A 21,929-nucleotide genomic window follows, 5' to 3' on the forward strand; every position below is an offset into this window, starting at 1 on the left:
AGGAAAGTAGAGAACACCATGCAGAACCGCATTGCTCCCTCGCGTCGCTCCATGATCACGGCATCCGTCATCACCGCCGTCGCGATCGGTCTCGTACCTGCCGGAGGCGCGTTCGCCGCCGACAGCACCGCCGCTCCGATCTCGATCACGAGCGCCGCAGAAAGCACCCCCTCCGCCGTACTGGCCGACACGCCGTGGGAGACCACCGGCGCCGTGGACCAGGATGGCAACGAGATCGCGCTGACCGACGAGGCAGTGGCGAACTTCGTCGGCTGGGCCTATTACAAGACCGACGGCACCTTCACGATGTACAACCTCGACGACTCCCCGAAGATGCAGGGCGACTGGACCGTCTCGGCAGACGGCTCGGAACGAACTCTGGTCGCGAAGGATGCCGCCGGCGAGGTGCTCTTCGAGCGCACGGTGCCGATCACCGCGCTCACCGATGAAGAATTCACCTACCGGGTCGTCCCCGACGAGACCGACCCGTCGACCTACTACGACATCATCCACACACCGACCGATCACCCCGAGCCCGTGGCCGACGCCCCCGTCGACGACGAGGCCTCGACCGGCGGCGACGCGGGTGCCGCCGAAGGTGACGCTGCGGACACCGGTGCCGCTGATGGCGCCGCCGATGGTGAGGAGCTTGCCGAGACGGGCGGCGGCGGTCCGATCGCTGCACTCGTCGCAGGAGTCGTCGCTCTGCTCGGTGGCGCCGCCGTGTACATCACGCGCATGGTGCGCCGCGGACGCACCAGCTGATCCGTATCCGTCCCTGACACCGCACACCATGATCACCCACGGAGGACCACCATCATGAAGATACGATCTCTTGTTCTCGCCGCGACCGCGATGTCGGTGTCTCTCGTTCTCGCCGGGTGCGCTGCCGCGGCATCCGGCCCGACTGGCCGCGCGTCAGATGCTCCGTCGCCCGACCCCTCGTCGGACGATGACGGACCGACGCAGAAGGTACTCGACGCGAAACTCATCGCCGCCGCCTGGGAGAACGACGTCGACACCGCCGCGGAGCTGATCCAGGCGGGCGCGGATGTGAACGCCAAGGATGACACGGTGCAGAGCGCCTACCTCATCGCGACCAGTGAGGGCTATCTTGCGCTGCTGGATCTCACGCTTGAGAACGGTGCAGATGTGACGAGCCTGGATTCCTGGGGGGGCACCGGCCTCATCCGCGCAGGCGAGCGGGGCCACGCCGGCATCGTCGGACGACTTCTTCAGGCGGGGACCGACCCCGACCACGTCAACAACCTCGGGTGGGTGGCGCTGCACGAGGCTCTGGTCTTCGCAAAGACCGACGCTGTCGACGCCTACGTGGACACCGTGCGCGTTCTCGTCGCAGGAGGAGCCGATGTGAGCATTCGCTCTGAAAGAGGCGGCATGACCCCCGTGGAGCTCGCCGAGGAACATTCTCTGCATCCGCAGGCCGAACTCCTGCGTGCCGCGGGCGAGGTGAGCGTGCTGGAACAGGACGAGGCCGACCAGCGGCTTCTGAATGCAGCGCAGGACGGTGACGCGGATGCCGCGGCACTCGCGCTGCGCGCGGGAGCGGATATCGAGGCCCGCAACGACCTCGAGCAGACTCCGCTGCTGCTGGCCTCCACGCACGATCGCGTCGCGGTGGCGCGGTTGCTCGTCGCGCTCGGCGCCGATCCGGACGCCCTCGACTACCGGCACGACACACCCTGGCTCGTCACCGGCGTGACCGGGAGCGTCGCGATGCTCGAGGCACTCCTGCCCGCAGACCCGGACATGACGATCCCCAACAGGTACGGCGGGCTCTCCCCCATCCCCGCCGGTGAGCGCGGCCACTCGGAGTACATCACGCGCGTCGTGAGCACGGGAGTCGACCTGGATCATGTGAATGATCTGGGGTGGACCGCGCTGCTCGAAACGGTCGTGTTCGGCGATGGGTCGCAGCGGTACGTCGACATCGCGACCGCGCTCGTCGACGCGGGCATCGACATCGACATCGCCGATGGCAACGGCGTGACCGCCGTAGAGCATGCCCGGTCGAAGGGGCAGACCGCTGTCGTCCGAGTGCTGGAGAGCGCCAGCGCGCAGTGATACAAGCCGCCTCCCCGAGTCGCCCCCCCTGCGACTCGGGGAGGCTTTCACTGTCTGACCGCAGCCGCTTCGCCGCGATCGAGTGACTGCGCGATGGCATCCATCACGAGTTGCGCCCGGTAGCCGTCCTCGATCATCGGGAGGCCCTCCCGCGTGCGGCCGCGCGCGAGTGCGACGAAGTCGCCGATCTGCGCGCCGGCCCCGTCGGCGAAAGCAGTAACCGGGACAGGCCGGCGCTGAAGACCGGATGCCGTGCCGATGACGACATCCGGCGCATTCGAGTTGGTTCTGATCCAGCCCTCCTCTGCGAGGACCTCGATGGTGATACCGCCAGGTCCGCCGGCATCCGGAGCGACGCGACTGATCGTCAACGACGCCGTCGTTCCCGAGGATGCGACGAGGTGCACGTCCGCCGTGTCGAGATTGGTGACCGCACGCGCTCGGCCTTCACCGTCTGGTCGTTCCGGAATCGTCGTTCGTCCGAATGCCGTGACCTGATTCACGTCCCCGGCCATCCAGCGCACGACATCGATGGCGTGCGGGCCGAGATCGGAGACGACGCCGAGCGGCTCGGCGTCGTGATCGAAATGCCAGTCCCAGCTGTGCGCTGGCGTCGCCGCCGAGGACTGCAGGTAGTCGATGCGCACATGCCGTACCGGCCCGGCGATGCCGGAGTCGATGACCTCACGGAGTTCTCGGAACAGCGGCTGCCAGCGCAGCGTGAATCCCGTGAGCGCTGGCCGGCCCTGGAGCATGTCGCGGATGCGGCGCGCGCCCTCTCCCTCCAGCGCGAGCGGCTTCTCGCAGAGGACGGCCACGTCGAAATCCGAGACCGCGCGCACGGCGGCCTCGTGCTGGCCGGGAGGGGTCGCGATGATCACGCCGTCGAGGTTCTCTACGCACAGCATCCGCTCGATGTCGTCGTAGGAATGCGGGATGCCGTGGTCCGCGGCGAAGGCGGATGCTCGTGCGGCGTCGCGGCCGCACACGGCCACGAGGACGACGTCGCTGAGTGCTCGAACCCCAGGAATCAGGTACGTCGACGGCCACATCCCGTGACCGATGATGCCCAGCCGGAAAGCCACGAGTCAGCGCCCTTCGGCGGCCTCGGTGTGGTGGCGGATGACCTCGGCGACGACGAAATTGAACCACTTCTCGGCGAACTCGGGGTCGAGGTGCGCCTCTTCGGCGAGCGCACGCAGCCGTGCGACCTGCTGCTCCTCGCGCCCGGGGTCGGAGGGCGGCATCGCGTGCTCCGCTTTGAGGATGCCGACCTGCTGAGTGGCACGGAAGCGCTCGGCGAGCATGTAGATCAGCGCGGCATCGATGTTGTCGATCGTGCCGCGCAGGCGCAGCAGTTCGGCGCGGGCATCCTCAGCGTCGGTCATGGCTCTCCCTGTTCGTCGGCGCTTAAGACGATATCGCGCCCGCGCCCTCTAGAGTTGGCGCATGAGCAATGACCTGCCCACGACACCTGAGGAATCCGGCCCTTCGGCAAAGACGCCGTCCGCCGGAAATGCGTCGCCTGCGAAGGATGCGCCGAAAGCAGCAGTCGTGGTGAAGAAGTCGAAGAAGGCCAAGAAGGCCAAAAAGACCGAGCCCGACGAGCATCCCCTCACCCCGAAGCCGGTCATCGAGCCTGAGCCGCCGTCGCGGTCGTTCTGGACGCGCATCGACAAGCCCTTCACCTTCGGGTTCCTCGTCGCGCTGGGAGCGCTGGCTGCGATCCTCCTCGGCATGGCGCTGTCAAACCTCTCGACCGTGCTGATCTACATCGCTCTCGCACTGTTCGCAGCTCTCGGGCTCGACCCGGCGGTGCGTTTTCTCGAACGTCGGCACATCGGTCGCGGATGGAGCGTTCTCATCGTTCTCATCGGGCTCATCGTGGTGCTGGGTCTTGTGCTGTGGACGATCATCCCGACCGTCGTCGATCAGATCACCTCGTTCGTCAAGAGCGTCCCCGGCCTCGTCAGCGATTTCACGGCGAGTGATGTTTACAAGACGCTGGACAAGCAGTTCGGTGACCAGTTCCAGGACCTCGTCGCCGACGTCCAGAGCTTCCTCACCAACCCCAGCAACATCGCGACCATCGGCGGCGGTGCACTTCAGGTCGGTGCATCCATCGCGACCGGGATCTCCGGCGTAGTGATCGTTCTCGTGCTCATCATCTACTTCGTCGCAACCCTCCCCACCATCAAGAAGTCGCTGCTGCGCCTGGTGCCGGCCCGCGACCGCGAGAACACGGCGATCATCACGGAGCAGATCACCGACTCGGTCGGCGGGTACGTGATGGGCATGGTGATACTTGCCTTCATCAACTCGATGATCGTGCTGATCCTCTACACGGTGATGGGGCTGCCGTTCCCGCTACTGCTGGCCGTGGTCGCGTTCCTGATCACGCTCATCCCCCTCGTCGGATCCCTGATCTTCTGGGTGATCGGCACCGGAATCGCGCTGTTCACCAGCCCGATCCTGGCGCTGATCTTCGCCGTGATCTACCTGGTCTACATGCAGCTGGAGTCGTACTTCCTCACCCCGCGCGTCATGAATCGGGCGATCTCGATCCCCGGATCCCTGGTGGTCATCGGCGCGCTCGTCGGCGGTACGCTCCTGGGACTCCTCGGAGCGCTCGTAGCGGTGCCGGTCGCGGCATCCATCCTCATCATCATCAACAAGGTCTGGATACCGCGCCAAGACTCCCGGCTCTGACCCCGAAGCCGCGGTCAGATGGTGACGTCGACGACGCCGATGAAGCGACTGCCGACGCCTTCGATCTCGGTGCGGTGCTGGTTGGATGCTGGCGCGGGAAGCTCTTGCGGTGCGTGAACGCGGCAGCTGAGATAGGTGAACTCCGGCCACCATTTCTTCGGTCGCGCCGACTCGGTGAACCCGCACACGTCGCATTTCAGGGTGACCCAGACGGGACGGGCGCCCTTCGTACGGTTCGCGCGCGACTGGATCAGCCACGCGGGTGGATCCTGTTCGAGCGCCGCGACGGCTTCTTCGCTCATGCCAGCATCGAGCCCGTGACGGGCGGCCATCTCGGGGGAGATGTCGAGTCGCTGGGCGACCTCGCGTGCGCTGGCCATCAAATGAGGCCCTTGTCGGTCAGCCACTTCGTGGCGATGTCCTCCGGGGACTTCTGATCGACCGTGCTCTGCACACCCATCGCGACGAGGTCTTCGGCGGACAGCTCTGCACTGACGGCGTTGATCACTTCGGCGATCTCGTCGGCGATCTCGCTGGATGCGATCGGCACGACGTTCGAGGCGAGGATGAGGTTCTTCGGGTCCTCGAGCGCGACGATGTCCTCGGTTTCGAAGGCGGGGTCGGCGCTGTAGATGTCGGCGACCTGGATCTCGCCGGCCAGCAGCGACTCGAGCGTGGTGTCACCCGTCGCCGAGAACGCGAGGTCGACGCCGTAGAGCTCCTGGGCGCCGGCCGGACCATAGGGGCGCTGTTCGAACTCGGGGGCTCCGCCGATCGTGACCTTCTCGCTGACGTTCGCGAGGTCGGCGATCGTCGTGAGGTCGTTCGCCTCGGCGAACTCGGTGGTCACCGTGTAGGTGTCCTGGTCGCTGGCCTCGGCGTAGTCGAGCGCAGTGAGACCGTCGGGGAGAGCCTCCTGCAGTGCGGCGTAGACGTCTTCGGGGCTGGTGGCCTCGGCTGAGTCGTCGTAGTACTCCAGCAGGTTTCCGGTGTACTCGGGGAACAGCCCGATCGCCCCCGATTCGAGGTCGGGCATGTACGCGTCGCGCTGGCCGATGTTGAACTGACGGTCGACGGTGTACCCGGCGCCCTCGAGCGCCTGCGCGTAGATCTCGGCGACGATCTCGTTCGAATAGTAGGCCTGCGATCCGACGACGATCGTGTCCGATTCACCGCCGGAGGATTCGTCGGTGGGAGCGTCGAGCGGGTTGCTGCTCGAGCAGCCGGCGAGCACGAGGGATGCGGCGAGCGCGACTCCGGTCGCGAGGGCAAGGCGTGATTTGCGTGCGGTGAACATGATGTTCCTTACTGTGTTGGGGAGTCAGGCGGAAGCTGTGGATGCTGTGGAAGCCGCGGCTGCGGCCTTGCGACGGGCCGCGCGCGGCCCCGGGGTGCTGGGCTTTGCGACGCGGATGCCCGCAGGCACGGCCATCCGCTGGGCGAGGGCGAGCAGCAGGTCGACGATGAGGGCGAGGACGGCAACGAGGATCGCACCGCCCAGCACCTGGTCGAACCGGCGCAGCGGAATGCCCTGGATGATTGGCCAGCCGAGCCCACCGAGGTTGACGTAGGCGGCGATCGTGACGGTCGCGATGACCTGCAGTGTCGCCGAGCGGAGGCCACCGATCAGCAGGGGAAGTCCGAGCGGAACTTCGACCTTCCAGAAGACCTGCCACTGCGTCATGCCGGTCGCGCGGGCGGCGTCGATGATCCGGCGATCGATCGCTTCGAGCCCGGTGTATGCACCGGCGAGCAGCGAAGGGATCGCGAGCAGGACGAAGGTGATCGTCGCGGCCTCGGGGACGCGCAGCACGCCCATCAGCAGCACCAGCAGCACCATGAGCCCGAACGACGGCACAGCGCGGGCGGCACCCGAGATCGCCACGGCGAATTCCCGGCCGCGGCCGGTGTGTCCGATGGCCCACCCGGCCGGCACGGCGATGACGGCGGCGATGAGCACGGAGATGATCGTGTAGAAGAGGTGCTGGCCGAGGAGCGTCGGCAGCGCGTACTGGCCTTCGAGCCGCTCCGGTGAGAACAGCCAGGCGAAAGCCTCGGCGAACAGATTCATGCGGCTGCCCTCATCGGCAGCATCCGGCGGCGGGTAGTGGGCGTGGACGCGGCACGTGTCCACGGCATGATGGCGCGACCGGCGAGCATGAGCAGCAGATCGATGACGAGGGCGATGATGACCACGGCGAGGACTCCCGCCAGAACCTCGGGGATGATCCGGCGCTGCAGCCCGTTGGTGAACAGGTAGCCGAGGTTCTCGACGCCGACGAGGATGCCGACCGTGGCGAGCGAGATCGTGCTGACCGCTGCGACGCGGAGCCCGGCGAGGATCACGGGGCCGGCAAGCGGCAGATCGACCGTCCAGAATCGGCGAAGCCCCCCGTACCCGACCGCCGTGGCCGCCTGGCGAATACCGGGATCGACCGAATCGAGGCCATCCGCGACCGAGCGCACGAGGATCGCCACGGCGTAGATCGTCAGCCCGACGATGAGGTTGATCTCGAGACGGGCCTGATAGCCGAGCACCGAAGGCAGCAGGATCAGCAGCGCGAGCGAGGGGATCGTGTAGAGGAGCCCTGTGAGGACGATGATCGGTCCGCGCACGAGCCGGTACCGCCAAGCGACCCATCCGAGCGGGAGCGACAGGGCGAACCCGATCACGATCGCGATCGCGCTCTGGCGCAGATGCGTCAGCGCGAGCCCGAGGATCAGGTCGAGATTGTCGGCAACCCAGGTCATCAGCCGTTCCCTGAGCCCGCCCGCGAGCCGATCGCTGAGCCTGTCGAAGCGCTCGGCGTCTCCGCCACGTCATCCACAAGCGCACCCTGCGTGCGACCGTCAGCATCGACGACCACACGACCGCGGGGCGTCTGCTTGATCCGCAGCGCGCGCTTGCCCCGCTCGGCACCGATGAAGGCCGAGACGAAGTCATCTGCCGGATTCTCGATGATCTCGCTAGGACTGCCGACCTGCACGATGCGTGCGCCCTTGTCGAGAATGACGACCTGGTCGCCGAGGAGGAATGCCTCATCGATGTCGTGCGTGACGAACACGACCGTTTTGTCGAGTTCGACCTGCAGGCGGATGAGCTCCTGCTGCAGATCGGCGCGCACGATCGGGTCGACCGCGCCGAAGGGTTCGTCCATCAGGAGGATGTTGGGGTCGGCGGCAAGCCCCCGCGCCACTCCGACGCGCTGCTGCTGCCCGCCGGAGAGCTGACTGGGATACCGGTCCGCGAGGGCACGATCGAGCCCCACGGTGTCGAGCAGATCGCGCGCACGATCGTGCGCCTGCTTCTTCGGCGTGCCGTTCAGCCGCAGCACGGTTGCGACATTGTCGATCACCGAGAAGTGCGGCATGAGGCCGGAGTTCTGCATGACGTACCCGATGCGACGCCGCAGGGCCACCGGATTCCCCGTCAGCACGCTCGTGCCGTCGATCTCGACGTCACCGCTGGTCGGCTCGACCATGCGGTTGATCATGCGCAGCAGCGTCGTCTTGCCGCATCCGGACGATCCGACGAACACCGTCGTCTTACGAGATGGCAGCACGAGACTGAAGTCCTCGACGGCCAGCGTGCCATCGGGGAACCTCTTCGATACCGAGCGGAACTCGATCATGCGGAGTACCCGATCATGAGACGAACCGTGCCCGCTATGGTCTAACCTCCACGTCGGGGGCGAACGCGATGTGGGCAGAGAAGTCCTTGCCCACCCGCTCGAACGCACTCGGGTACGCGTTCGGGTAACCCCACGCCCGATCGGCATAGGTCTCGCCGTCGACGACGGCCGAGTAGTACTGCGCTGCACCCTTCCACGGACACGTGTACTGCGTCGGGCTCTCGACGAGCACGCCGTCCTTCACCGCGGACAACGGAAAATACCAGTTGCCCTCGATCGAGATGAGATCGCTGTCGTCGGCTTCGGCGATCGTGGTTCCTGCGAGTACAGCCTTCATGGTGGTGCCTCCTCGATTTCGGTTTCGAGCGTATAAGAGATGTCGGACATCGGCACCAGGTCAGGCGGAATCGCGTCCGTATGCCTCCAGCATCCGGAGCCAGATCTCACTCACCGCCGGGTATGCCGGCACGGCGTGCCAGAGGCGCGCGATCGGCACCTCGCCGACGATCGCGACGGTCGCGGCCTGCAACAGCTCCGCAACATCGGGACCGACGAAAGTCGCACCGAGGATGACGTCGCGCTCGGTGTCGACGACCATGCGGGCCTGTCCGCTGTAGCCGTCCTCGCGCAGGCTCGCACCGGCCACCGCTCCAAGATCCTGGTCGATCACGCGGGTGGTGTATCCGGCATCCGCTGCCGCCTTCGCCGTCAGACCGACCGAGGCGACCTCGGGCTCTGCGAAGACGACCTGCGGGACTGCGGCCTCGTCGGCGGTGGCGACGTGCCGGCCCCAGGCCGCGTCATCGATGCCGTCGCCGTTCGCGCGCGCCGCGATCGCGTCGCCCGCCGCACGCGCCTGATACTTGCCCTGGTGAGTCATCAGCACGCGGCCGTTGACATCGCCGACCGCGTAGAGCCAGTCGCTCCCCTGCACGCGGAGCGTGTCGTCCGTCGTGATGTATTCGCCCGGTTCGAGACCGACCGCATCGAGGCCGATGTCGCCGCTGCGCGGGATGCGGCCGGTCGCCGCGAGCACCTCTGCCGCCGTGATCTGCTCGCCTCCGCTGAGGGTGATCGTGACGGCATCCGCGTCTCGGGTCACCCTGTCGGTGCCGGTATTCGTGCGCACGTCGACACCGAGATCGCGCAGGCTCGCGGCGACGCGTTCGCCGGCGAACGGCTCCATCCCGGAGAGCAGCTCGCCGCGCGCGATGAGCGTGACCTCTGCGCCGAGCCCTGCGTAGGCGGTGGCCATCTCGACGCCGACGACTCCGCCGCCGATGATGGCGAGGGATGCCGGAATCTCCTGCGCGCTCGTCGCCTCGCGGCTCGTCCAGGGATTCGACTCGGCCAGTCCCGGAATCCGCGGGATCGCAGCATCCGTTCCCGTACTGATCGCGACCGCATGGCGGGCCGTCAGCACGCGTTCGGTGCCATCAGCACCTTCGACGGTGACTTCGCGTTCACCGGTGAGCCGACCGTGGCCGCGCACCAGGTCGATCCCGGCCGACTCGAGCCAGTCGACCTGGCCGGCATCGGACCAGTCGCTGGTGAAGGAATCCCGGCGGGCGAGGACCGCGGTCGGATCGAGCTCTCCGCCGATCACCCCCTGCACATGCTGGGCGGCGCGTAGCGCCTGGGCCGAGCGCAGCAGCGCTTTCGACGGCATGCACGCCCAGTACGAGCATTCGCCGCCGACGAGTTCGCTCTCGACGATCACGGCGGTCAGGCCACCCTGGACGGCGCGGTCCGCCACGTTCTCACCGACGGGTCCTGCGCCGATCACTATGAGATCGTATTCGTCTGTCGACATCGTGATGCCTTCTTCCGGTCGAGCCTGAGCCTGCGGAGCAAGTCTTCCCGATGTGCAACGTCATGTCACGGGGTTGTTGTTCCCGGCGCGGCGCGCGGCGGGTCAGCGGGCGAGCAGGATGCTGGTCGGCGTGGGCGCCACGGCGCGGTGGCGGATGCCGCGGGGCGCACCCGTGCGCTCATCGAGGTCGAGGACGCTGATCGCGTTCGACCGCTGCCCGGCCACCAGCAGCGACCCGTCGTGCACGAGGTGGTGCCGGGGCCAGTCCACACCGGACTCGGCGAGCGCGAACGGCTCGACCATCTCTCCAGCGCCGCGCACGCGCAGGGCCGCGATCGTGTTGCTGCCGCGCACCGAGACGTAGAGGGTCTCGCCATCGCGCGAGCGGGAGATCTCGGAGGGGAAGTCGAGTCCCTCCTGCATCCCGGGTGCGGCGGAGACGCCCGCGATGGCGCCCCAGTATCCGTCCTCACCAGCGGCGAGCGTGAAGACCTCGCCGGAGTATTCGGTGACAACATGCAGGTGTCCGCTCGGGTGCACGACCAGATGGCGGGGACCGACGCCGTGCGGCAGGACGACCTTGTGGTCGGGAACGAGTCCGGTCGCCGCGGTTCCTGAGCCTGTCGAAGGACGCCAGATGCGCACGAGGTCGAATCCGAGGTCGGTCGTCGCGATGCGTCCGTCGGGAAGGAACGCCGCGGCGTGCGCGTGCGGACGGCGGGTGAGCTCGTCCGTGTCGGAGGCCGGCGCGGCGGGTTCCGGGTCGGGAGCAGGAGCATTCAGCCCCAGCGCCTCGTCGAACAGCAGCAGTCCCGAGCGCGGCGCCTCCGGCTCGGCGGACGCGGCCACTGGAGAAGCGGGAGCCAGCGATGCCAGCACGTCGCTGAAATCAACCGCCTGAGGGTCGGCATCCGTACCGTAGGGGTCAGTCGCGGCATCCGCGATCGTCGCTGCGCCGGGTCGGCCGGCGGCATCCAGCCCGATACGCACCACGCGTCCGTCGCCGTAGCAGCTGGCTACGAGATACGTTCCGGATGGCGCGACGGCGAGGTGACACACGGCCTCGCCGGCCTCGACCGGGCCGCCGAGCGGCGCCAGCGACGCCTCACCGTTGCGCACAAACGCCTGGACCGTTCCAGAACCTTCGAGCGCCGCGTAGACGACCTCGAGCGACGGATGCTGCGCCAGCCAGGACGGCGATGCGGCCTCAGCAACTGCTCCCCGATAGGCGAGGGTGGCGGGCTCGCGCCCCTCTTCACCTTCGAGGAGGCCGACGCCGCCGGCATCCCCATCCATGTCGGGGCCGTAGCCGCCGATCCAGAACTGCGTCATCGCCGCGGACAGCCGATCACACGAGATCGTGGCGGACGATGACCTGCTCGCGCTCGGGACCCACGCCGATCACAGAGAGGCGCGTGTTGCTCATCGCCTCGAGTGCGAGCACGTAGTCCTGCGCATTCTGGGGCAGGTCCTCGAACGTCCGTGCCGTCGAGATGTCTTCTGACCAGCCGGGGAAGTACTCGTAGATCGGCTTCGCGTGGTGGAAGTCGGTCTGGTTCACCGGCACTTCGTCGAAGCGCACTCCCTCGACGTCGTAAGCGACGCAGACCGGGATCTGCTCGAGGCCGGTGAGGATGTCGAGCTTCGTGAGCACGAGGTCGGTGATGCCGTTCACACGCGTGGCGTAGCGGGTGATCGGGGCGTCGTACCAGCCCGTGCGGCGCACGCGTCCGGTGGTCGTGCCGTACTCGAAGCCGGTCTTGCGCAGCCACTCGCCCTGCTCGTCGAGCAGCTCCGTCGGGAACGGGCCCGAGCCGACGCGGGTCGTGTAGGCCTTGACGATGCCGACGATGCGATCGAGTCGTCCGGGTCCCACGCCTGTGCCGGTGGATGCTCCGCCGGCCGTCGCCGACGACGACGTCACGAACGGATAGGTGCCGTGGTCGATGTCGAGCATGGTGGCCTGACCGGCTTCGAACACGACGACCTCATCGCGCTTGAGTGCCTCGTCGAGCAGGTGGCCTGTGTCGGCGACCATAGGGCGCAGACGCTCGGCATAGGAGAGCAGCTCGTCGACGATCTCGTCGCACGTGATCGCGCGGCGGTTGAAGAGCTTCACCAGCAGGTGGTTCTTCTGGTCGAGTGCGCCCTCGACCTTCTGGCGCAGGATGTTCTCGTCGTAGAGGTCTTGCACGCGGATGCCGACGCGGTTGATCTTGTCGGCATATGCGGGACCGATGCCGCGACCGGTGGTGCCGATGTTGCGCTTGCCGAGGAAGCGCTCGGTGACCTTGTCGAGCGTGCGGTGGTACTGCGTGATGATGTGCGCGTTGGCGCTCACCTTGAGCTTCGACACGTCGACGCCGCGGGCCGACAGAGCCTCGAGCTCGTCGAAGAGCACCTCGAGATCGATGACGACACCGTTGCCGATGACCGGTGTGACGCCGGGAGAGAGGATGCCGCTGGGCAGCAGGTGCAGTGCATACTTCTCGTTGCCGACGACGACTGTGTGCCCGGCGTTGTTGCCGCCGTTGAACTTCACCACCCAGTCCGTGCGGTCACCGAGCAGGTCGGTTGCCTTTCCCTTGCCCTCGTCGCCCCACTGGACGCCGACGATCACAATTCCTGGCATGGGTGTCCCCCTTGCTTTCGTCGGGTTCGCACCGACCGATGAGCTGGCCCTTTTCGGGCGTACCCCATCCTAACGGAGGGGGTCCGACACCCGACCGGGCGCAGCAATGGCTCAGTTCCTCTGCCCGCTCTGCATGTCCATGTCGGATGCGGCGATTACCCTTGTGCGGGGGGAAGCACGAACTGTTGCACCCCGCGCACGCGAGGAGACATCAATGAGTGAGCCGAACGCACCGGGCAACGGATCATCGTACGCGCCACCTCCCCCGCCGAGGCCGCGGCCAGCGCCCGTTCCAGCCCCTTCGACCGCTGAGCCTGTCGCAGCGTCCGCGCCCGCACCGAGCGACGCCCCCTCCGACGCGGAGATGACCCACGCCAGCAGCATCCTGAACGTAATCTCCGACGCGTATTCGGCGAAGATGGTCGGCCAGGACCGCCTGCGCACCAGCCTGCTCGTCTCCCTCATCGCCGGCGGGCACATCTTGCTCGAATCAGTCCCCGGCCTCGCCAAGACCACCGCGGCATCCACCCTCGCCGACACGGTGAAGGCGAGCTTCAAGCGCATCCAGTGCACGCCGGACCTCCTCCCGAGCGACATCACCGGCAACCAGATCTACGACGCGCAGAACGGCTCGTTCCGCACGGTTCTCGGCCCCGTGCACGCGAACTTCGTGCTGCTCGACGAGATCAACCGCTCCAGCGCGAAGACGCAGTCGGCCATGCTCGAGGCGATGCAGGAGCACCAGACCACGATCGGCGGCGAGGTTCACCACCTGCCCAAGCCTTTCCTCGTGATCGCGACGCAGAACCCCATCGAGCAGGAGGGGACGTACGAGCTCCCCGAAGCGCAGATGGACCGCTTCCTGCTCAAGGAGATCGTCGAGTACCCGAGTCCCGCGGAGGAGTTCGAGATCCTCGGGCGTATCGACTCGGGCGTCCTCGACCCGGACCGGCACGTCTCCAGCGCCGTGACGCTCGAGGATGTCCAGGCGCTGCAGGCGACAGCATCCAAGATCTATGTGGATGCCTCGATCCGCAACTACATCGTCCAGATCGCGTACGTCACGCGGAACCCGGCGCCCTACATCGGCGACGATCGCGCCCGCTTCATCAAGTACGGCGCGAGCCCGCGCGCGAGCATCGCCTTCCTGCAGGCGGCCCGCGCGCTGGCCCTGCTGAACGGCCGTACGCATGTGCTGCCCGAGGACATCCGCACGCTCCGCCACGTCGTCCTTCGCCACCGCGTGCTTCTCACCTTCGAAGCGGATGCCGAGGGCATCCGAAGCGAGGAGATCATCGACCAGATCTTCGGCGTGGTGCCGACTCCGTAGCGCGCGATGCCCAGCCTGATCACGCAGGTGAAGAGCAAGCTCTTCATCCACTCGTCGCAGAAGTCCATGCATATGCTCGATGGGGCATACGCATCGCTTCTGCACGGGCGCAGCCTCGATTTCGAGGATCTGCGCCAGTACGAGTACGGCGATCAGGTGCGCGATATCGACTGGCGCGCGACCGCACGGATGGGCGAACCGCTCGTCAAACGTCACCGTGCGAACCGGATGCACACCGTGCTGTTCGTCGTCGACACCGGCCTGTCGATGACCGCGCTCGCGCACGACGAGAAGCCGAAGAAGGACCTCGCGATCCTGGCCACGGGTGCCCTCGGCATCCTCGCCTTGCGGCATGGTGATGATTTCAGCGTCGTATACGGCGATGCCGACCGCATCCGTCGTCGCGCACCGGGCCGCAGCGAGGGCGCCCTCGAGCACGCGCTGCGCACGATCGATCACGCGACCTCGCCCACGAGCGCACCCAGTGATCGCGATGCGCTGCTCACGTTCGTCGCACGCACGATCTCCAAACGGTGCATCGTCGTACTCATCACCGATGAGGCGCCGGTCACCGATGAGACAGAGCGGATGCTGCGCCGACTGCGCGTGCAGCACGACGTGCTCTGGATCACCCTCCGCGACGCGGATCCGGTTCTTCCCTCCGCGTCGCATGCGTCGCGCGCGGACGTCGGTACTCGGTGGGGGATTCCCGAGTTCGTGCACGGCGACGCCGAGGTGCTCGGCGAGATCACCGCGCAATCGCAGGCGGATGCCGCGCGACGAGACGACCTGCTCGACCGGCTGGAGATCAGTCGCGCCGCCCTCGACACGCAGGATGACGGCGTGGGAGATCTGCTGCGCATGCTGAATCGGAGGGCGAATGTCCGGCGCTGACGAGCTCTACCCTCCCGCCCAATACGGCTGGGGCTGGATCCTGCTGGCCTTCGGCGTCATCGCCGTGCTCATCCTCGCCGGATGGTTGGTGCTCTTCCTCACCCGTCCGAAGCGGAGCATCACGGTCGCCGGGCAGGCTCCGGTCATCCCACCAGCCGGCGACGTGCTTTCCATGCTCCGGATGGAATACAACTCTTCCATCGACGAAATTGAGAGCGCCTACCAGGCAGGTGCGATTGACGCGCGCAGCGCGAACCTCGAGCTCAGCCGGGTCGTGCGCACCTTCGTCAACGAGTACAGCGGGCTCGAGGCCCCTGTCCTCGCGCTCGATGACCTCGTCCGCATGGGCGTGCAGCCGGCGCTGATCGACGCGATGCGCCGGCACTACTATCCGAGCGCTTTCCGCCGCGGCCCCTCGATCGATCCGCACGCCGGCGCGGATGCCGCGCGCAAGGTGGTGGCGACATGGCACTAGCGAACGGGTGGGTGGTCCTCAGCGCCGTCGCGGTGGTCATCGTGGCCGTCGGCGTCGGTCTGCTCATCGGTCTCCGGCGCGGCGCCCGCCACGAGTCTGCGCAGAGCGCGCCCATCGCTCGCGCCGAGCGGCTGCGCACGCTGCCGTCGTTCCGTCGCGCCGTGCGCCGCCGCACGGCAGCGCTCGCCGGCGTCGTCGCCCTCGGCGTTCTCGCCGCGGTGGTGGGAGGGGTCGTAGCGGCTCGCCCCATGTCGTCGCAGACCATCCAGCCGGTGAACACAAGCCGCGACATCATGCTGTGCCTGGACGTCTCGGGCTCCATGAGCGATGTCGACGTCGAAGTGCTCACGGTGTTCGAGGACCTGCTCGACGGCTTCGAGGGCGAGCGGATCGGCCTCACGATCTTCAACAGCTCCCCCGTGCAGGTCTTTCCGCTTACCGACGACTACGACTTCATCCGGACGCATCTGGAGAGCATCCGCTCGAGCTTCGACTACATGGAAGAGGTCCCCGAGCACTGGGCCGGCACCCTCAACGGCCCTGGCGCCTCGCTGATCGGCGACGGCCTGGCCTCGTGCGCCATGCGCTTCGACCACCTGGATGATGACCGCAGCCGCTCGATCATCCTCGCCACCGACAATGAGCTCGCCGGCGCCTCGATCGTCTCGCTCGAAGAAGCCGCGAGCTACGCGGCATCCGCCGGTGTCCGTGTCTTCGCTTTGAACCCGGTGCAGGGCGTGAACACCGAGATCAGCGACGAGCTGGTCGCTGCCGCGCAGGCGACCGGTGGCGAAGCGTATGGCCTGCGCGAGACGACGACGGTCGCCGACATCATCACCGACGTGCAGAAACAGGATGCTACTGAGCTGCGCGGCCAGGCGCAGGTGGTGTGGACCGACACCCCGAATCTGTGGATCGCGGTGCTGATGGTGCTCGGCCTCGGGTTCATCCTGCTGATGTGGAGGGTGCGACTGTGATCTTCCAGCCCGTCCTCAACGTCTTCCTGTTGATTCTGCTGTTCGCCCCCGTCGTCGGCGTCGCCGTGTGGATGCTGACGAAGGGCAACCCTTCGACAGGCTCAGGGACCGTCATGTGGTCGCTGCGGCTGGTGATGCTGCTGGCGTGCTTCATGATGCTGCTGCGTCCCGGCATCCCGGGCGGTGCGACGCAGACTCTCGCAACGGACACCGACATCGTGATCGTGCTCGATACGACCGCGAGCATCGTCGCCGAGGACTGGGACGGCGATCAGCCCCGGCTCGACGGCGTCCGTGCGGATGTGCAATCGATCGTCGACGAGTACCCGGGCGCGCGCTTCGCGCTCATCACTTTCGACGCGTCCGCCGAGCAGCGGCTGCCGCTCACGACCGACACTACGGCGTTGATGTCGTCGCTCGAGATCCTGCATCCCGAGGTCACCTCGCAGTCCCGCGGCAGCTCGATCGGCATCGCGAACACAATGCTGCAGGAGACGCTCGCCGCGGCGGCGGAGTCGGCCCCCGATCGCTCGCGCATGGTGTTCTACCTCGGCGACGGCGAGCAGACCGTGATCGCCGAGCCGGAATCGTTCGCCGGCAGTGCAGAATTCGTCGACGGCGGCGGAGTGCTCGGCTACGGCACGAGCGAGGGCGGTCCGATGAGGATCACCTCCGGCAAGTTCGATGACCCATCGGCCCCTAGCCCACCGACAGGGTCAGAGAGCGAAGGGGGATACATCGAGTACCAGGGTGCGCCGGCCATGTCGGTCCTCGACGACACGACCCTGCAGACCATCGCCGGTGAGCTGAACGTTCCGTTCCAACTACGAGATGCCGAGACCGCGATCGACCTGCCGGAAGCACCCACCACGACGACCAGCTACTCCGACTCGGGATCCGTCGGCAACGTCATCGAGCTGTACTGGGTGTTCGCGCTCATCATCGTGCTGCTGCTCGGCGTCGAGCTCGCTCGCGCCACGATGCTCGCAGCTCAGCTGCGCGGGCTCGCTGTTCGAGGGGGTGACGCATGATCCCCACGCAGGCGGATGCCGCCTCCGCACTTCTCGCGGCCAACAGGCGTCGGCGCAGCATCCGACGGTGGGTCCTGATCGGCATGCTGCCGATCACGCTCGCCGCCCTCTTGTTCGCGGGCAAGCTGCTGAGCATGTACGGGTTCGCGCACCAGGCGATCTCGACCTATGTCGTCGGCGACTACTCCGGCTCGACGGCAGCGGCACAGCAGCAGGAGTTTCTGAACTGGTTCGAGCCGTACAAGGCTCCGTACAACGTCGGCACAGCTCTCGCCGGCTCGGAAGAGCTCGACGGCGCGCGCGCCAAGTTGGAAGAGGCTCTGCCCCTGGCATCCGGTCTCGAAGTCTGCGCGGTCCGCGTCAATCTCAGCCTCGTGATCGAACGCCAGGGAGATGCCGCGCGCACGGACGGCGATGGACCGGGATCCGCGCAGCTGTACGGCGAGGCATTGCGGGTCACCGCGGAAACACCGGAGGAATGCCACAGCGAAGAGGCCGACCAGCAGTCGCCGGATCCGGACCGCAGCATGAGCGACACCCTCGACGAGATGCAGGATCGTCTGCAGGAGAAGCAGCAGCAGAGCGATCAGAATCCGCAGCAGAATCCTGACCAGGGCGATGGCGAGGAACCGCAACAGCCCGACCAGGACAAGCTCGACGAGCTGCAGAAGAAACTCGAACAGGGAGCCGAGGAGCGACAGCAGAACAAGGGCGATGAAGACGCTCCCGGCGGCGGGACGGACAAGCCGTGGTAGATCCGAAACGCGCACGCTACATCGCAGGCGTCGAGGGCGCCCCGCCAGTACCACCGCCCGGTGGGTACCACGGTGCCCGGCGGGCGGCTGCGGAGCCGCCGTTGTTCCCGGTCGCCCCGATCGTCAGCAGTGCTGAGCTGCCTGCCGAGAAGCAGCCGGCGAACGCGATCGGCTGGGTTGCGCTCGTGGTGGCGATCCTGTTCGCTCTGACGCTGCTGAGCACGCTGTTCGCCGGCGGCACCGACCTGCTCTACGGCGTGACGATGCTGACACTTCAGCTGGTCGTCGTGGGCGTAGTCATCGCGGCGCTGTGCTCTCGGCGCGGGCGAGTTCTCGGAGCATCCGCTCTGGTGATCACGCTCATGCTGAACGTGGCGACGGTCGGCGCGATGAGCGCGCTGCAGACCTCGGCATCCGGCAGTTATGGCGGCCAGCAGACCGCAGAGCAGAAGCACGAGGCGGCGTATCCGGGGGTCGAGGATCTCTCGGCGAGCGAGGTCCTCGCGCAGCCGTCGCTCGAAGAGGTGCGTGAGGAGAGCGACTCCGCACTGGCCGAGATCCGTCAACGACTCAGCGACCGCTTCGCATACACGTGGACCGAGGTCGGCCCCGAGGATCTGCGTCCCGAGCGCAACGGGCACGGCGGCGAGTCGATGCTCGTGCAGTACGTATCAGTGCCCTGGATGACGAACGAGCCCATCCAGGACTACAACCGCAAGCTCGAGGTCATGGGCGTGATCGAGGACGTGCTCGTCGCACGCGGCATGTACGAGATGTACTCGTTCAACGAGCCGTCGTCCTCGCTCGATGACACGATCCTCGAGAAGTTCTACGGTTCGACCGACCCGCGCACGCAGCACACGTGGGAGTGGTATACCGACAACTATCCCGATCCGCAGCTCTTCTACGCCAACCTGTACGACCTCTCCAATGACCCTCAGGGCGAACTGCTCGCGGAGCGCGAAGCGGACAGCGCCAAGACCGGCGAGCCGCTGGAAGGGCTGCAGATCTATTTCCTCGCGCCCCAGCTGCTCAGTGAAGCCGACCGCGACGAGTTCGAAGAGCGGATGCAGGAGTACCCCGAGTTCTGACCTTCCGAGACCGTGTGCCACCCACAAGGTTTGACATCGATCCGCAAGCATCCCGGATGCCGCGACCACGTCAGGATGCCAGCGACAGCCCTGCGGCGAGCGCGAAGCCGAGCACCGTGGCAAGACCCGTCGATTCCTTGGCCTTGGATTGGGCGTCGGGCACCATCGAGTCCACCAGCATGACCAGCAGCGCCCCGGCGGCGAAGCCGCTCGCTCCGGCGCGGAACTGGGGGCCGACAGCATCCGCCAGTGCGAAGCCCGCGATCGTCGCGAGCGCACAGATGACCGCGACGCCCGCCCACAGCCAAAGCACGCGCGAACGTTTCATCCCGCCTTCGAGCAGGTCGGCCGCCGAGCCGATCGACTCGGGCAGGTTCGAGACGACGATCGCGATGACGAGGGCGACACTCACTCCTTCACCGGATGCCAGGCCGATGCCGAGGACGAGCTGTTCCGGGATGCCGTCGAGCAGCGCCCCCACAGCAAGCGGGCCTCCAGCTGATCCTTGGGAAGCGGAGGCCTTGCGCTCGACGATCCGATCGGCGACATAGTAGGTGAGCGCGCCCGCGGCGACGCCGACGACGAGCGGGAAGGGGCCAGCCTGGTGAAGCCCTTCCTCCCACAGTTCGAACGCGATGGAGGCCATGAGCGCCCCAGCGCCGAATCCGAGCACGATGCCGAGCAGCCGCGGCGGCCACTTCCTCAGCAGCGCCAGCACCGCGCCGACCAGCAGCGGCGCGGCCGCGACGACGCCCCACAGCACTGGCTTGCATCATGCGCACAGGCTACGCCCGCGGCGTGCTCCGCCTGCCTCTGGTTGGAAAACCCAGACCAGTTGGCGTGTCGCCGGCGTGCCAGCATCCGACACTCCGCCGACACGCCAGGTCGTCTGGGTCTTCCCAGCGGAACTCGACGGCGAGGGGTCGGCCCGGGTGCTCGATAGACTGGACCCCATGTCCAAGGTCCTTCAGTCACTCCCCGTCGGCGAGCGCGTCGGCATCGCTTTCTCCGGAGGACTCGACACCTCCGTCGCCGTCGCCTGGATGCGCGACAAGGGAGCAGTGCCGTGCACCTATACCGGTGACCTCGGCCAGCCCGATGAGGATGACATCGAGTCGATTCCGGGGCGCGCGCTCGAATACGGCGCCGAGATCGCTCGCATCGTCGACGCGAAGACCGCACTCGTCGAAGAGGGCTTCGTCGCCCTGCAGTGCGGTGCCTTCCACATCCGCTCCGGCGGCAAGACGTACTTCAACACCACTCCCCTCGGCCGCGCTGTCACCGGCACCCTGCTCGTGCGCGCCATGAAGGAAGACGGCGTCGACATCTGGGGCGACGGCTCGACCTACAAGGGCAACGACATCGAGCGGTTCTACCGCTACGGACTGCTCGCCAACCCGCGCCTGCGCATCTACAAGCCGTGGCTCGACGCCGACTTCGTCACCGAGCTCGGTGGCCGCCAGGAGATGAGCGAATGGCTCGTCGAGCACGGCTTCCCCTACCGCGACGCGGCGGAGAAGGCATACTCCACGGATGCCAACATCTGGGGTGCGACGCACGAGGCGAAGACCCTCGAGCATCTGAACGTGTCGCTCGAGACCGTCGACCCGATCATGGGCGTGAAGTTCTGGGATCCGTCCGTCGCCATCGACACCGAAGACGTCACCGTGACCTTCGAGGCCGGTCGCCCCGTCGCCATCAACGGCAAGGAGTACACCGACCCGGTCGCCCTGGTGAACGAGGCGAACACGATCGGCGGACGCCACGGCCTCGGCATGAGCGACCAGATCGAGAACCGCATCATCGAGGCGAAGTCGCGCGGCATCTACGAGGCTCCGGCCATGGCGCTGCTGTTCATCGCGTACGAGCGCCTGGTCAACGGCATCCTGAACGAAGACACCCTCGCGACCTACCACGAGCAGGGCCGCCGCCTCGGGCGTCTGATGTACGAGGGCCGCTGGCTCGAGCCGCAGTCGCTCATGCTGCGCGAGTCGATCCAGCGGTGGGTCGGTCTCACGATCTCGGGCACGGTCACGATCCGGCTGCGCCGCGGCGACGACTGGACGATCCTCGACACCACGAGCCCGAACCTCTCCTACGGCCCGGAGAAGCTCTCGATGGAGCGCGTCGGAGATGCGGCCTTCGGCCCCGTCGACCGCATCGGCCAGCTCACCATGCGCAACCTCGACATCGCCGACTCGCGTTCGCGCCTCGAGCAGTACGCGGGCCTCGGCCTCGTCGGCGGCGCCACAGGCGAGCTCGTCGGACGCGTCACCGCGGGCGAGGCATCCGAGATCACCGCATCGGATGCCGACGACGAGGGCTACGCAGACGCTGTGGATGCGGCATCCGAGGGCGCAGCCTTCGACTCCGGCACCGACTGACCTCTTCACGTCATGAATGGCGGATGCTGCGGCATCCGCCATTCGTCGTCTCTGGGCCACATGCACGAGCCGGGAACACTTGCACGACCAGGCGGCGGAATCCGTCGTGCAAGCGTTCCCA

At 67.1% G+C, this 21,929-nt stretch carries 23 protein-coding genes; 11 read left to right on the top strand and 12 right to left on the bottom strand.

Features of this window, described 5'->3' with window-relative positions; translation table 11 throughout:
- Nucleotides 1–51 precede the first annotated feature (51 nt).
- A complete protein-coding gene (locus ACTIAO_RS08400) occupies nucleotides 52–765 on the top strand; it encodes a DUF4822 domain-containing protein (protein ID WP_441905836.1) in 714 nt (237 codons plus the stop codon).
- A gap of 54 nt (nucleotides 766–819) precedes the next feature.
- The gene (locus ACTIAO_RS08405; protein ID WP_441905837.1) at nucleotides 820–2,085 is read left to right on the top strand and encodes an ankyrin repeat domain-containing protein; all 1,266 of its coding nucleotides are present in this window, start codon (nucleotides 820–822) and stop codon (nucleotides 2,083–2,085) included.
- Between the two features lie 47 nt (nucleotides 2,086–2,132).
- On the opposite strand, the gene ACTIAO_RS08410 is transcribed toward ACTIAO_RS08405, so the two are convergent.
- Both ACTIAO_RS08410 and ACTIAO_RS08415 read right to left on the bottom strand, forming a co-directional pair.
- Nucleotides 2,133–3,170 carry a Gfo/Idh/MocA family protein gene (locus tag ACTIAO_RS08410; protein WP_441905838.1) on the bottom strand — a complete coding sequence of 346 codons (1,038 nt, stop codon included), beginning with the start codon at nucleotides 3,168–3,170 and terminating at the stop codon, nucleotides 2,133–2,135.
- A gap of 3 nt (nucleotides 3,171–3,173) precedes the next feature.
- On the bottom strand, nucleotides 3,174–3,473 hold the full coding sequence (locus ACTIAO_RS08415) for a chorismate mutase (RefSeq protein WP_441905839.1): 300 nt from the start codon (nucleotides 3,471–3,473) through the stop codon (nucleotides 3,174–3,176).
- Between the two features lie 61 nt (nucleotides 3,474–3,534).
- Between ACTIAO_RS08415 and ACTIAO_RS08420 the strand changes: the two genes are divergently transcribed.
- Entirely contained in the window at nucleotides 3,535–4,794 is a 1,260-nt protein-coding gene (locus tag ACTIAO_RS08420; protein WP_441905840.1) for an AI-2E family transporter, read from the top strand.
- 14 nt (nucleotides 4,795–4,808) lie between these two features.
- Here ACTIAO_RS08420 and ACTIAO_RS08425 read toward each other — a convergent pair whose 3' ends face one another.
- From ACTIAO_RS08425 to ACTIAO_RS08465, 9 genes are all read right to left on the bottom strand, one after another.
- Nucleotides 4,809–5,174 (bottom strand): DUF5997 family protein, encoded by a 366-nt coding sequence (locus ACTIAO_RS08425; RefSeq protein WP_441905841.1) that lies wholly within the window; start codon nucleotides 5,172–5,174, stop codon nucleotides 4,809–4,811.
- Nucleotides 5,174–6,091 carry a glycine betaine ABC transporter substrate-binding protein gene (locus ACTIAO_RS08430; RefSeq protein WP_441905842.1) on the bottom strand — a complete coding sequence of 306 codons (918 nt, stop codon included), beginning with the start codon at nucleotides 6,089–6,091 and terminating at the stop codon, nucleotides 5,174–5,176. Before ACTIAO_RS08430 ends, ACTIAO_RS08425 begins: the two co-directional genes overlap by 1 nt.
- A gap of 24 nt (nucleotides 6,092–6,115) precedes the next feature.
- The gene (locus ACTIAO_RS08435) at nucleotides 6,116–6,865 is read right to left on the bottom strand and encodes an ABC transporter permease (RefSeq protein WP_441905875.1); all 750 of its coding nucleotides are present in this window, start codon (nucleotides 6,863–6,865) and stop codon (nucleotides 6,116–6,118) included.
- Nucleotides 6,862–7,545 (bottom strand): ABC transporter permease, encoded by a 684-nt coding sequence (locus ACTIAO_RS08440; protein ID WP_441905843.1) that lies wholly within the window; start codon nucleotides 7,543–7,545, stop codon nucleotides 6,862–6,864. Before ACTIAO_RS08440 ends, ACTIAO_RS08435 begins: the two co-directional genes overlap by 4 nt.
- Nucleotides 7,545–8,426 carry an ABC transporter ATP-binding protein gene (locus tag ACTIAO_RS08445; protein ID WP_441905844.1) on the bottom strand — a complete coding sequence of 294 codons (882 nt, stop codon included), beginning with the start codon at nucleotides 8,424–8,426 and terminating at the stop codon, nucleotides 7,545–7,547. Before ACTIAO_RS08445 ends, ACTIAO_RS08440 begins: the two co-directional genes overlap by 1 nt.
- A 34-nt stretch (nucleotides 8,427–8,460) precedes the next feature.
- The gene (locus ACTIAO_RS08450) at nucleotides 8,461–8,763 is read right to left on the bottom strand and encodes a DUF427 domain-containing protein (protein WP_441905846.1); all 303 of its coding nucleotides are present in this window, start codon (nucleotides 8,761–8,763) and stop codon (nucleotides 8,461–8,463) included.
- A gap of 60 nt (nucleotides 8,764–8,823) precedes the next feature.
- Nucleotides 8,824–10,239 carry a dihydrolipoyl dehydrogenase family protein gene (locus ACTIAO_RS08455; protein ID WP_441905847.1) on the bottom strand — a complete coding sequence of 472 codons (1,416 nt, stop codon included), beginning with the start codon at nucleotides 10,237–10,239 and terminating at the stop codon, nucleotides 8,824–8,826.
- Nucleotides 10,240–10,341: 102 nt separating this feature from the next.
- Nucleotides 10,342–11,571 carry a lactonase family protein gene (locus tag ACTIAO_RS08460; protein WP_441905848.1) on the bottom strand — a complete coding sequence of 410 codons (1,230 nt, stop codon included), beginning with the start codon at nucleotides 11,569–11,571 and terminating at the stop codon, nucleotides 10,342–10,344.
- A 16-nt stretch (nucleotides 11,572–11,587) separates the two neighbouring features.
- Complete coding sequence (locus tag ACTIAO_RS08465) at nucleotides 11,588–12,871, bottom strand: adenylosuccinate synthase (protein WP_441905849.1); 1,284 nt, start codon at nucleotides 12,869–12,871, stop codon at nucleotides 11,588–11,590.
- Nucleotides 12,872–13,235: 364 nt separating this feature from the next.
- On the opposite strand from ACTIAO_RS08465, the gene ACTIAO_RS08470 reads away from it, so the two are divergent.
- The 7 genes from ACTIAO_RS08470 to ACTIAO_RS08500 are packed head-to-tail and all read left to right on the top strand — an operon-like array spanning nucleotide 13,236 to nucleotide 19,424.
- The gene (locus tag ACTIAO_RS08470; protein WP_441905876.1) at nucleotides 13,236–14,201 is read left to right on the top strand and encodes an AAA family ATPase; all 966 of its coding nucleotides are present in this window, start codon (nucleotides 13,236–13,238) and stop codon (nucleotides 14,199–14,201) included.
- Nucleotides 14,202–14,207: 6 nt separating this feature from the next.
- Complete coding sequence (locus ACTIAO_RS08475; protein WP_441905850.1) at nucleotides 14,208–15,095, top strand: DUF58 domain-containing protein; 888 nt, start codon at nucleotides 14,208–14,210, stop codon at nucleotides 15,093–15,095.
- Nucleotides 15,082–15,570 (top strand): hypothetical protein, encoded by a 489-nt coding sequence (locus ACTIAO_RS08480; protein WP_441905851.1) that lies wholly within the window; start codon nucleotides 15,082–15,084, stop codon nucleotides 15,568–15,570. The genes ACTIAO_RS08475 and ACTIAO_RS08480 overlap by 14 nt, the downstream gene beginning before the upstream one ends.
- Nucleotides 15,561–16,547, top strand: coding sequence for a vWA domain-containing protein (locus ACTIAO_RS08485; RefSeq protein WP_441905852.1), 987 nt, complete (start codon nucleotides 15,561–15,563; stop codon nucleotides 16,545–16,547). The genes ACTIAO_RS08480 and ACTIAO_RS08485 overlap by 10 nt, the downstream gene beginning before the upstream one ends.
- Nucleotides 16,529–17,578 carry a vWA domain-containing protein gene (locus ACTIAO_RS08490; RefSeq protein ID WP_441905853.1) on the top strand — a complete coding sequence of 350 codons (1,050 nt, stop codon included), beginning with the start codon at nucleotides 16,529–16,531 and terminating at the stop codon, nucleotides 17,576–17,578. The genes ACTIAO_RS08485 and ACTIAO_RS08490 overlap by 19 nt, the downstream gene beginning before the upstream one ends.
- Nucleotides 17,575–18,333 carry a hypothetical protein gene (locus tag ACTIAO_RS08495; RefSeq protein ID WP_441905854.1) on the top strand — a complete coding sequence of 253 codons (759 nt, stop codon included), beginning with the start codon at nucleotides 17,575–17,577 and terminating at the stop codon, nucleotides 18,331–18,333. Before ACTIAO_RS08490 ends, ACTIAO_RS08495 begins: the two co-directional genes overlap by 4 nt.
- The gene (locus ACTIAO_RS08500; RefSeq protein WP_441905855.1) at nucleotides 18,327–19,424 is read left to right on the top strand and encodes a hypothetical protein; all 1,098 of its coding nucleotides are present in this window, start codon (nucleotides 18,327–18,329) and stop codon (nucleotides 19,422–19,424) included. The genes ACTIAO_RS08495 and ACTIAO_RS08500 overlap by 7 nt, the downstream gene beginning before the upstream one ends.
- A gap of 70 nt (nucleotides 19,425–19,494) precedes the next feature.
- Here ACTIAO_RS08500 and ACTIAO_RS08505 read toward each other — a convergent pair whose 3' ends face one another.
- On the bottom strand, nucleotides 19,495–20,187 hold the full coding sequence (locus tag ACTIAO_RS08505) for a ZIP family metal transporter (RefSeq protein WP_441905856.1): 693 nt from the start codon (nucleotides 20,185–20,187) through the stop codon (nucleotides 19,495–19,497).
- Nucleotides 20,188–20,377: 190 nt separating this feature from the next.
- On the opposite strand from ACTIAO_RS08505, the gene argG reads away from it, so the two are divergent.
- Nucleotides 20,378–21,808, top strand: a complete 1,431-nt coding sequence (argG, locus tag ACTIAO_RS08510) for an argininosuccinate synthase (protein ID WP_441905857.1) — start codon at nucleotides 20,378–20,380, stop codon at nucleotides 21,806–21,808.
- The last annotated feature ends 121 nt before the right edge of the window (nucleotides 21,809–21,929 follow it).

It is taken from the genome of Microbacterium sp. (genome assembly GCF_052099035.1).
GTDB lineage: Bacteria > Actinomycetota > Actinomycetes > Actinomycetales > Microbacteriaceae > Microbacterium.

Excerpts from the sequence above, each read along its gene's own strand:
- ACTIAO_RS08400 (WP_441905836.1), top strand. The coding sequence starts at position 52 with ATGATCACGGCATCCGTCATCACCGCCGTCGCGATCGGTCTCGTACCT.
- ACTIAO_RS08450 (WP_441905846.1), bottom strand. The coding sequence starts at position 8,763 with ATGAAGGCTGTACTCGCAGGAACCACGATCGCCGAAGCCGACGACAGC.
- ACTIAO_RS08405 (WP_441905837.1), top strand. The coding sequence starts at position 820 with ATGAAGATACGATCTCTTGTTCTCGCCGCGACCGCGATGTCGGTGTCT.
- ACTIAO_RS08420 (WP_441905840.1), top strand. The coding sequence starts at position 3,535 with ATGAGCAATGACCTGCCCACGACACCTGAGGAATCCGGCCCTTCGGCA.
- argG (WP_441905857.1), top strand. The coding sequence starts at position 20,378 with ATGTCCAAGGTCCTTCAGTCACTCCCCGTCGGCGAGCGCGTCGGCATC.
- ACTIAO_RS08445 (WP_441905844.1), bottom strand. The coding sequence starts at position 8,426 with ATGATCGAGTTCCGCTCGGTATCGAAGAGGTTCCCCGATGGCACGCTG.
- ACTIAO_RS08435 (WP_441905875.1), bottom strand. The coding sequence starts at position 6,865 with ATGAATCTGTTCGCCGAGGCTTTCGCCTGGCTGTTCTCACCGGAGCGG.
- ACTIAO_RS08430 (WP_441905842.1), bottom strand. The coding sequence starts at position 6,091 with ATGTTCACCGCACGCAAATCACGCCTTGCCCTCGCGACCGGAGTCGCG.
- ACTIAO_RS08495 (WP_441905854.1), top strand. The coding sequence starts at position 17,575 with ATGATCCCCACGCAGGCGGATGCCGCCTCCGCACTTCTCGCGGCCAAC.
- ACTIAO_RS08485 (WP_441905852.1), top strand. The coding sequence starts at position 15,561 with ATGGCACTAGCGAACGGGTGGGTGGTCCTCAGCGCCGTCGCGGTGGTC.
- ACTIAO_RS08480 (WP_441905851.1), top strand. The coding sequence starts at position 15,082 with ATGTCCGGCGCTGACGAGCTCTACCCTCCCGCCCAATACGGCTGGGGC.
- ACTIAO_RS08440 (WP_441905843.1), bottom strand. The coding sequence starts at position 7,545 with ATGACCTGGGTTGCCGACAATCTCGACCTGATCCTCGGGCTCGCGCTG.
- ACTIAO_RS08470 (WP_441905876.1), top strand. The coding sequence starts at position 13,236 with ATGACCCACGCCAGCAGCATCCTGAACGTAATCTCCGACGCGTATTCG.
- ACTIAO_RS08415 (WP_441905839.1), bottom strand. The coding sequence starts at position 3,473 with ATGACCGACGCTGAGGATGCCCGCGCCGAACTGCTGCGCCTGCGCGGC.
- ACTIAO_RS08465 (WP_441905849.1), bottom strand. The coding sequence starts at position 12,871 with ATGCCAGGAATTGTGATCGTCGGCGTCCAGTGGGGCGACGAGGGCAAG.
- ACTIAO_RS08455 (WP_441905847.1), bottom strand. The coding sequence starts at position 10,239 with ATGTCGACAGACGAATACGATCTCATAGTGATCGGCGCAGGACCCGTC.
- ACTIAO_RS08460 (WP_441905848.1), bottom strand. The coding sequence starts at position 11,571 with ATGACGCAGTTCTGGATCGGCGGCTACGGCCCCGACATGGATGGGGAT.
- ACTIAO_RS08475 (WP_441905850.1), top strand. The coding sequence starts at position 14,208 with ATGCCCAGCCTGATCACGCAGGTGAAGAGCAAGCTCTTCATCCACTCG.
- ACTIAO_RS08425 (WP_441905841.1), bottom strand. The coding sequence starts at position 5,174 with ATGGCCAGCGCACGCGAGGTCGCCCAGCGACTCGACATCTCCCCCGAG.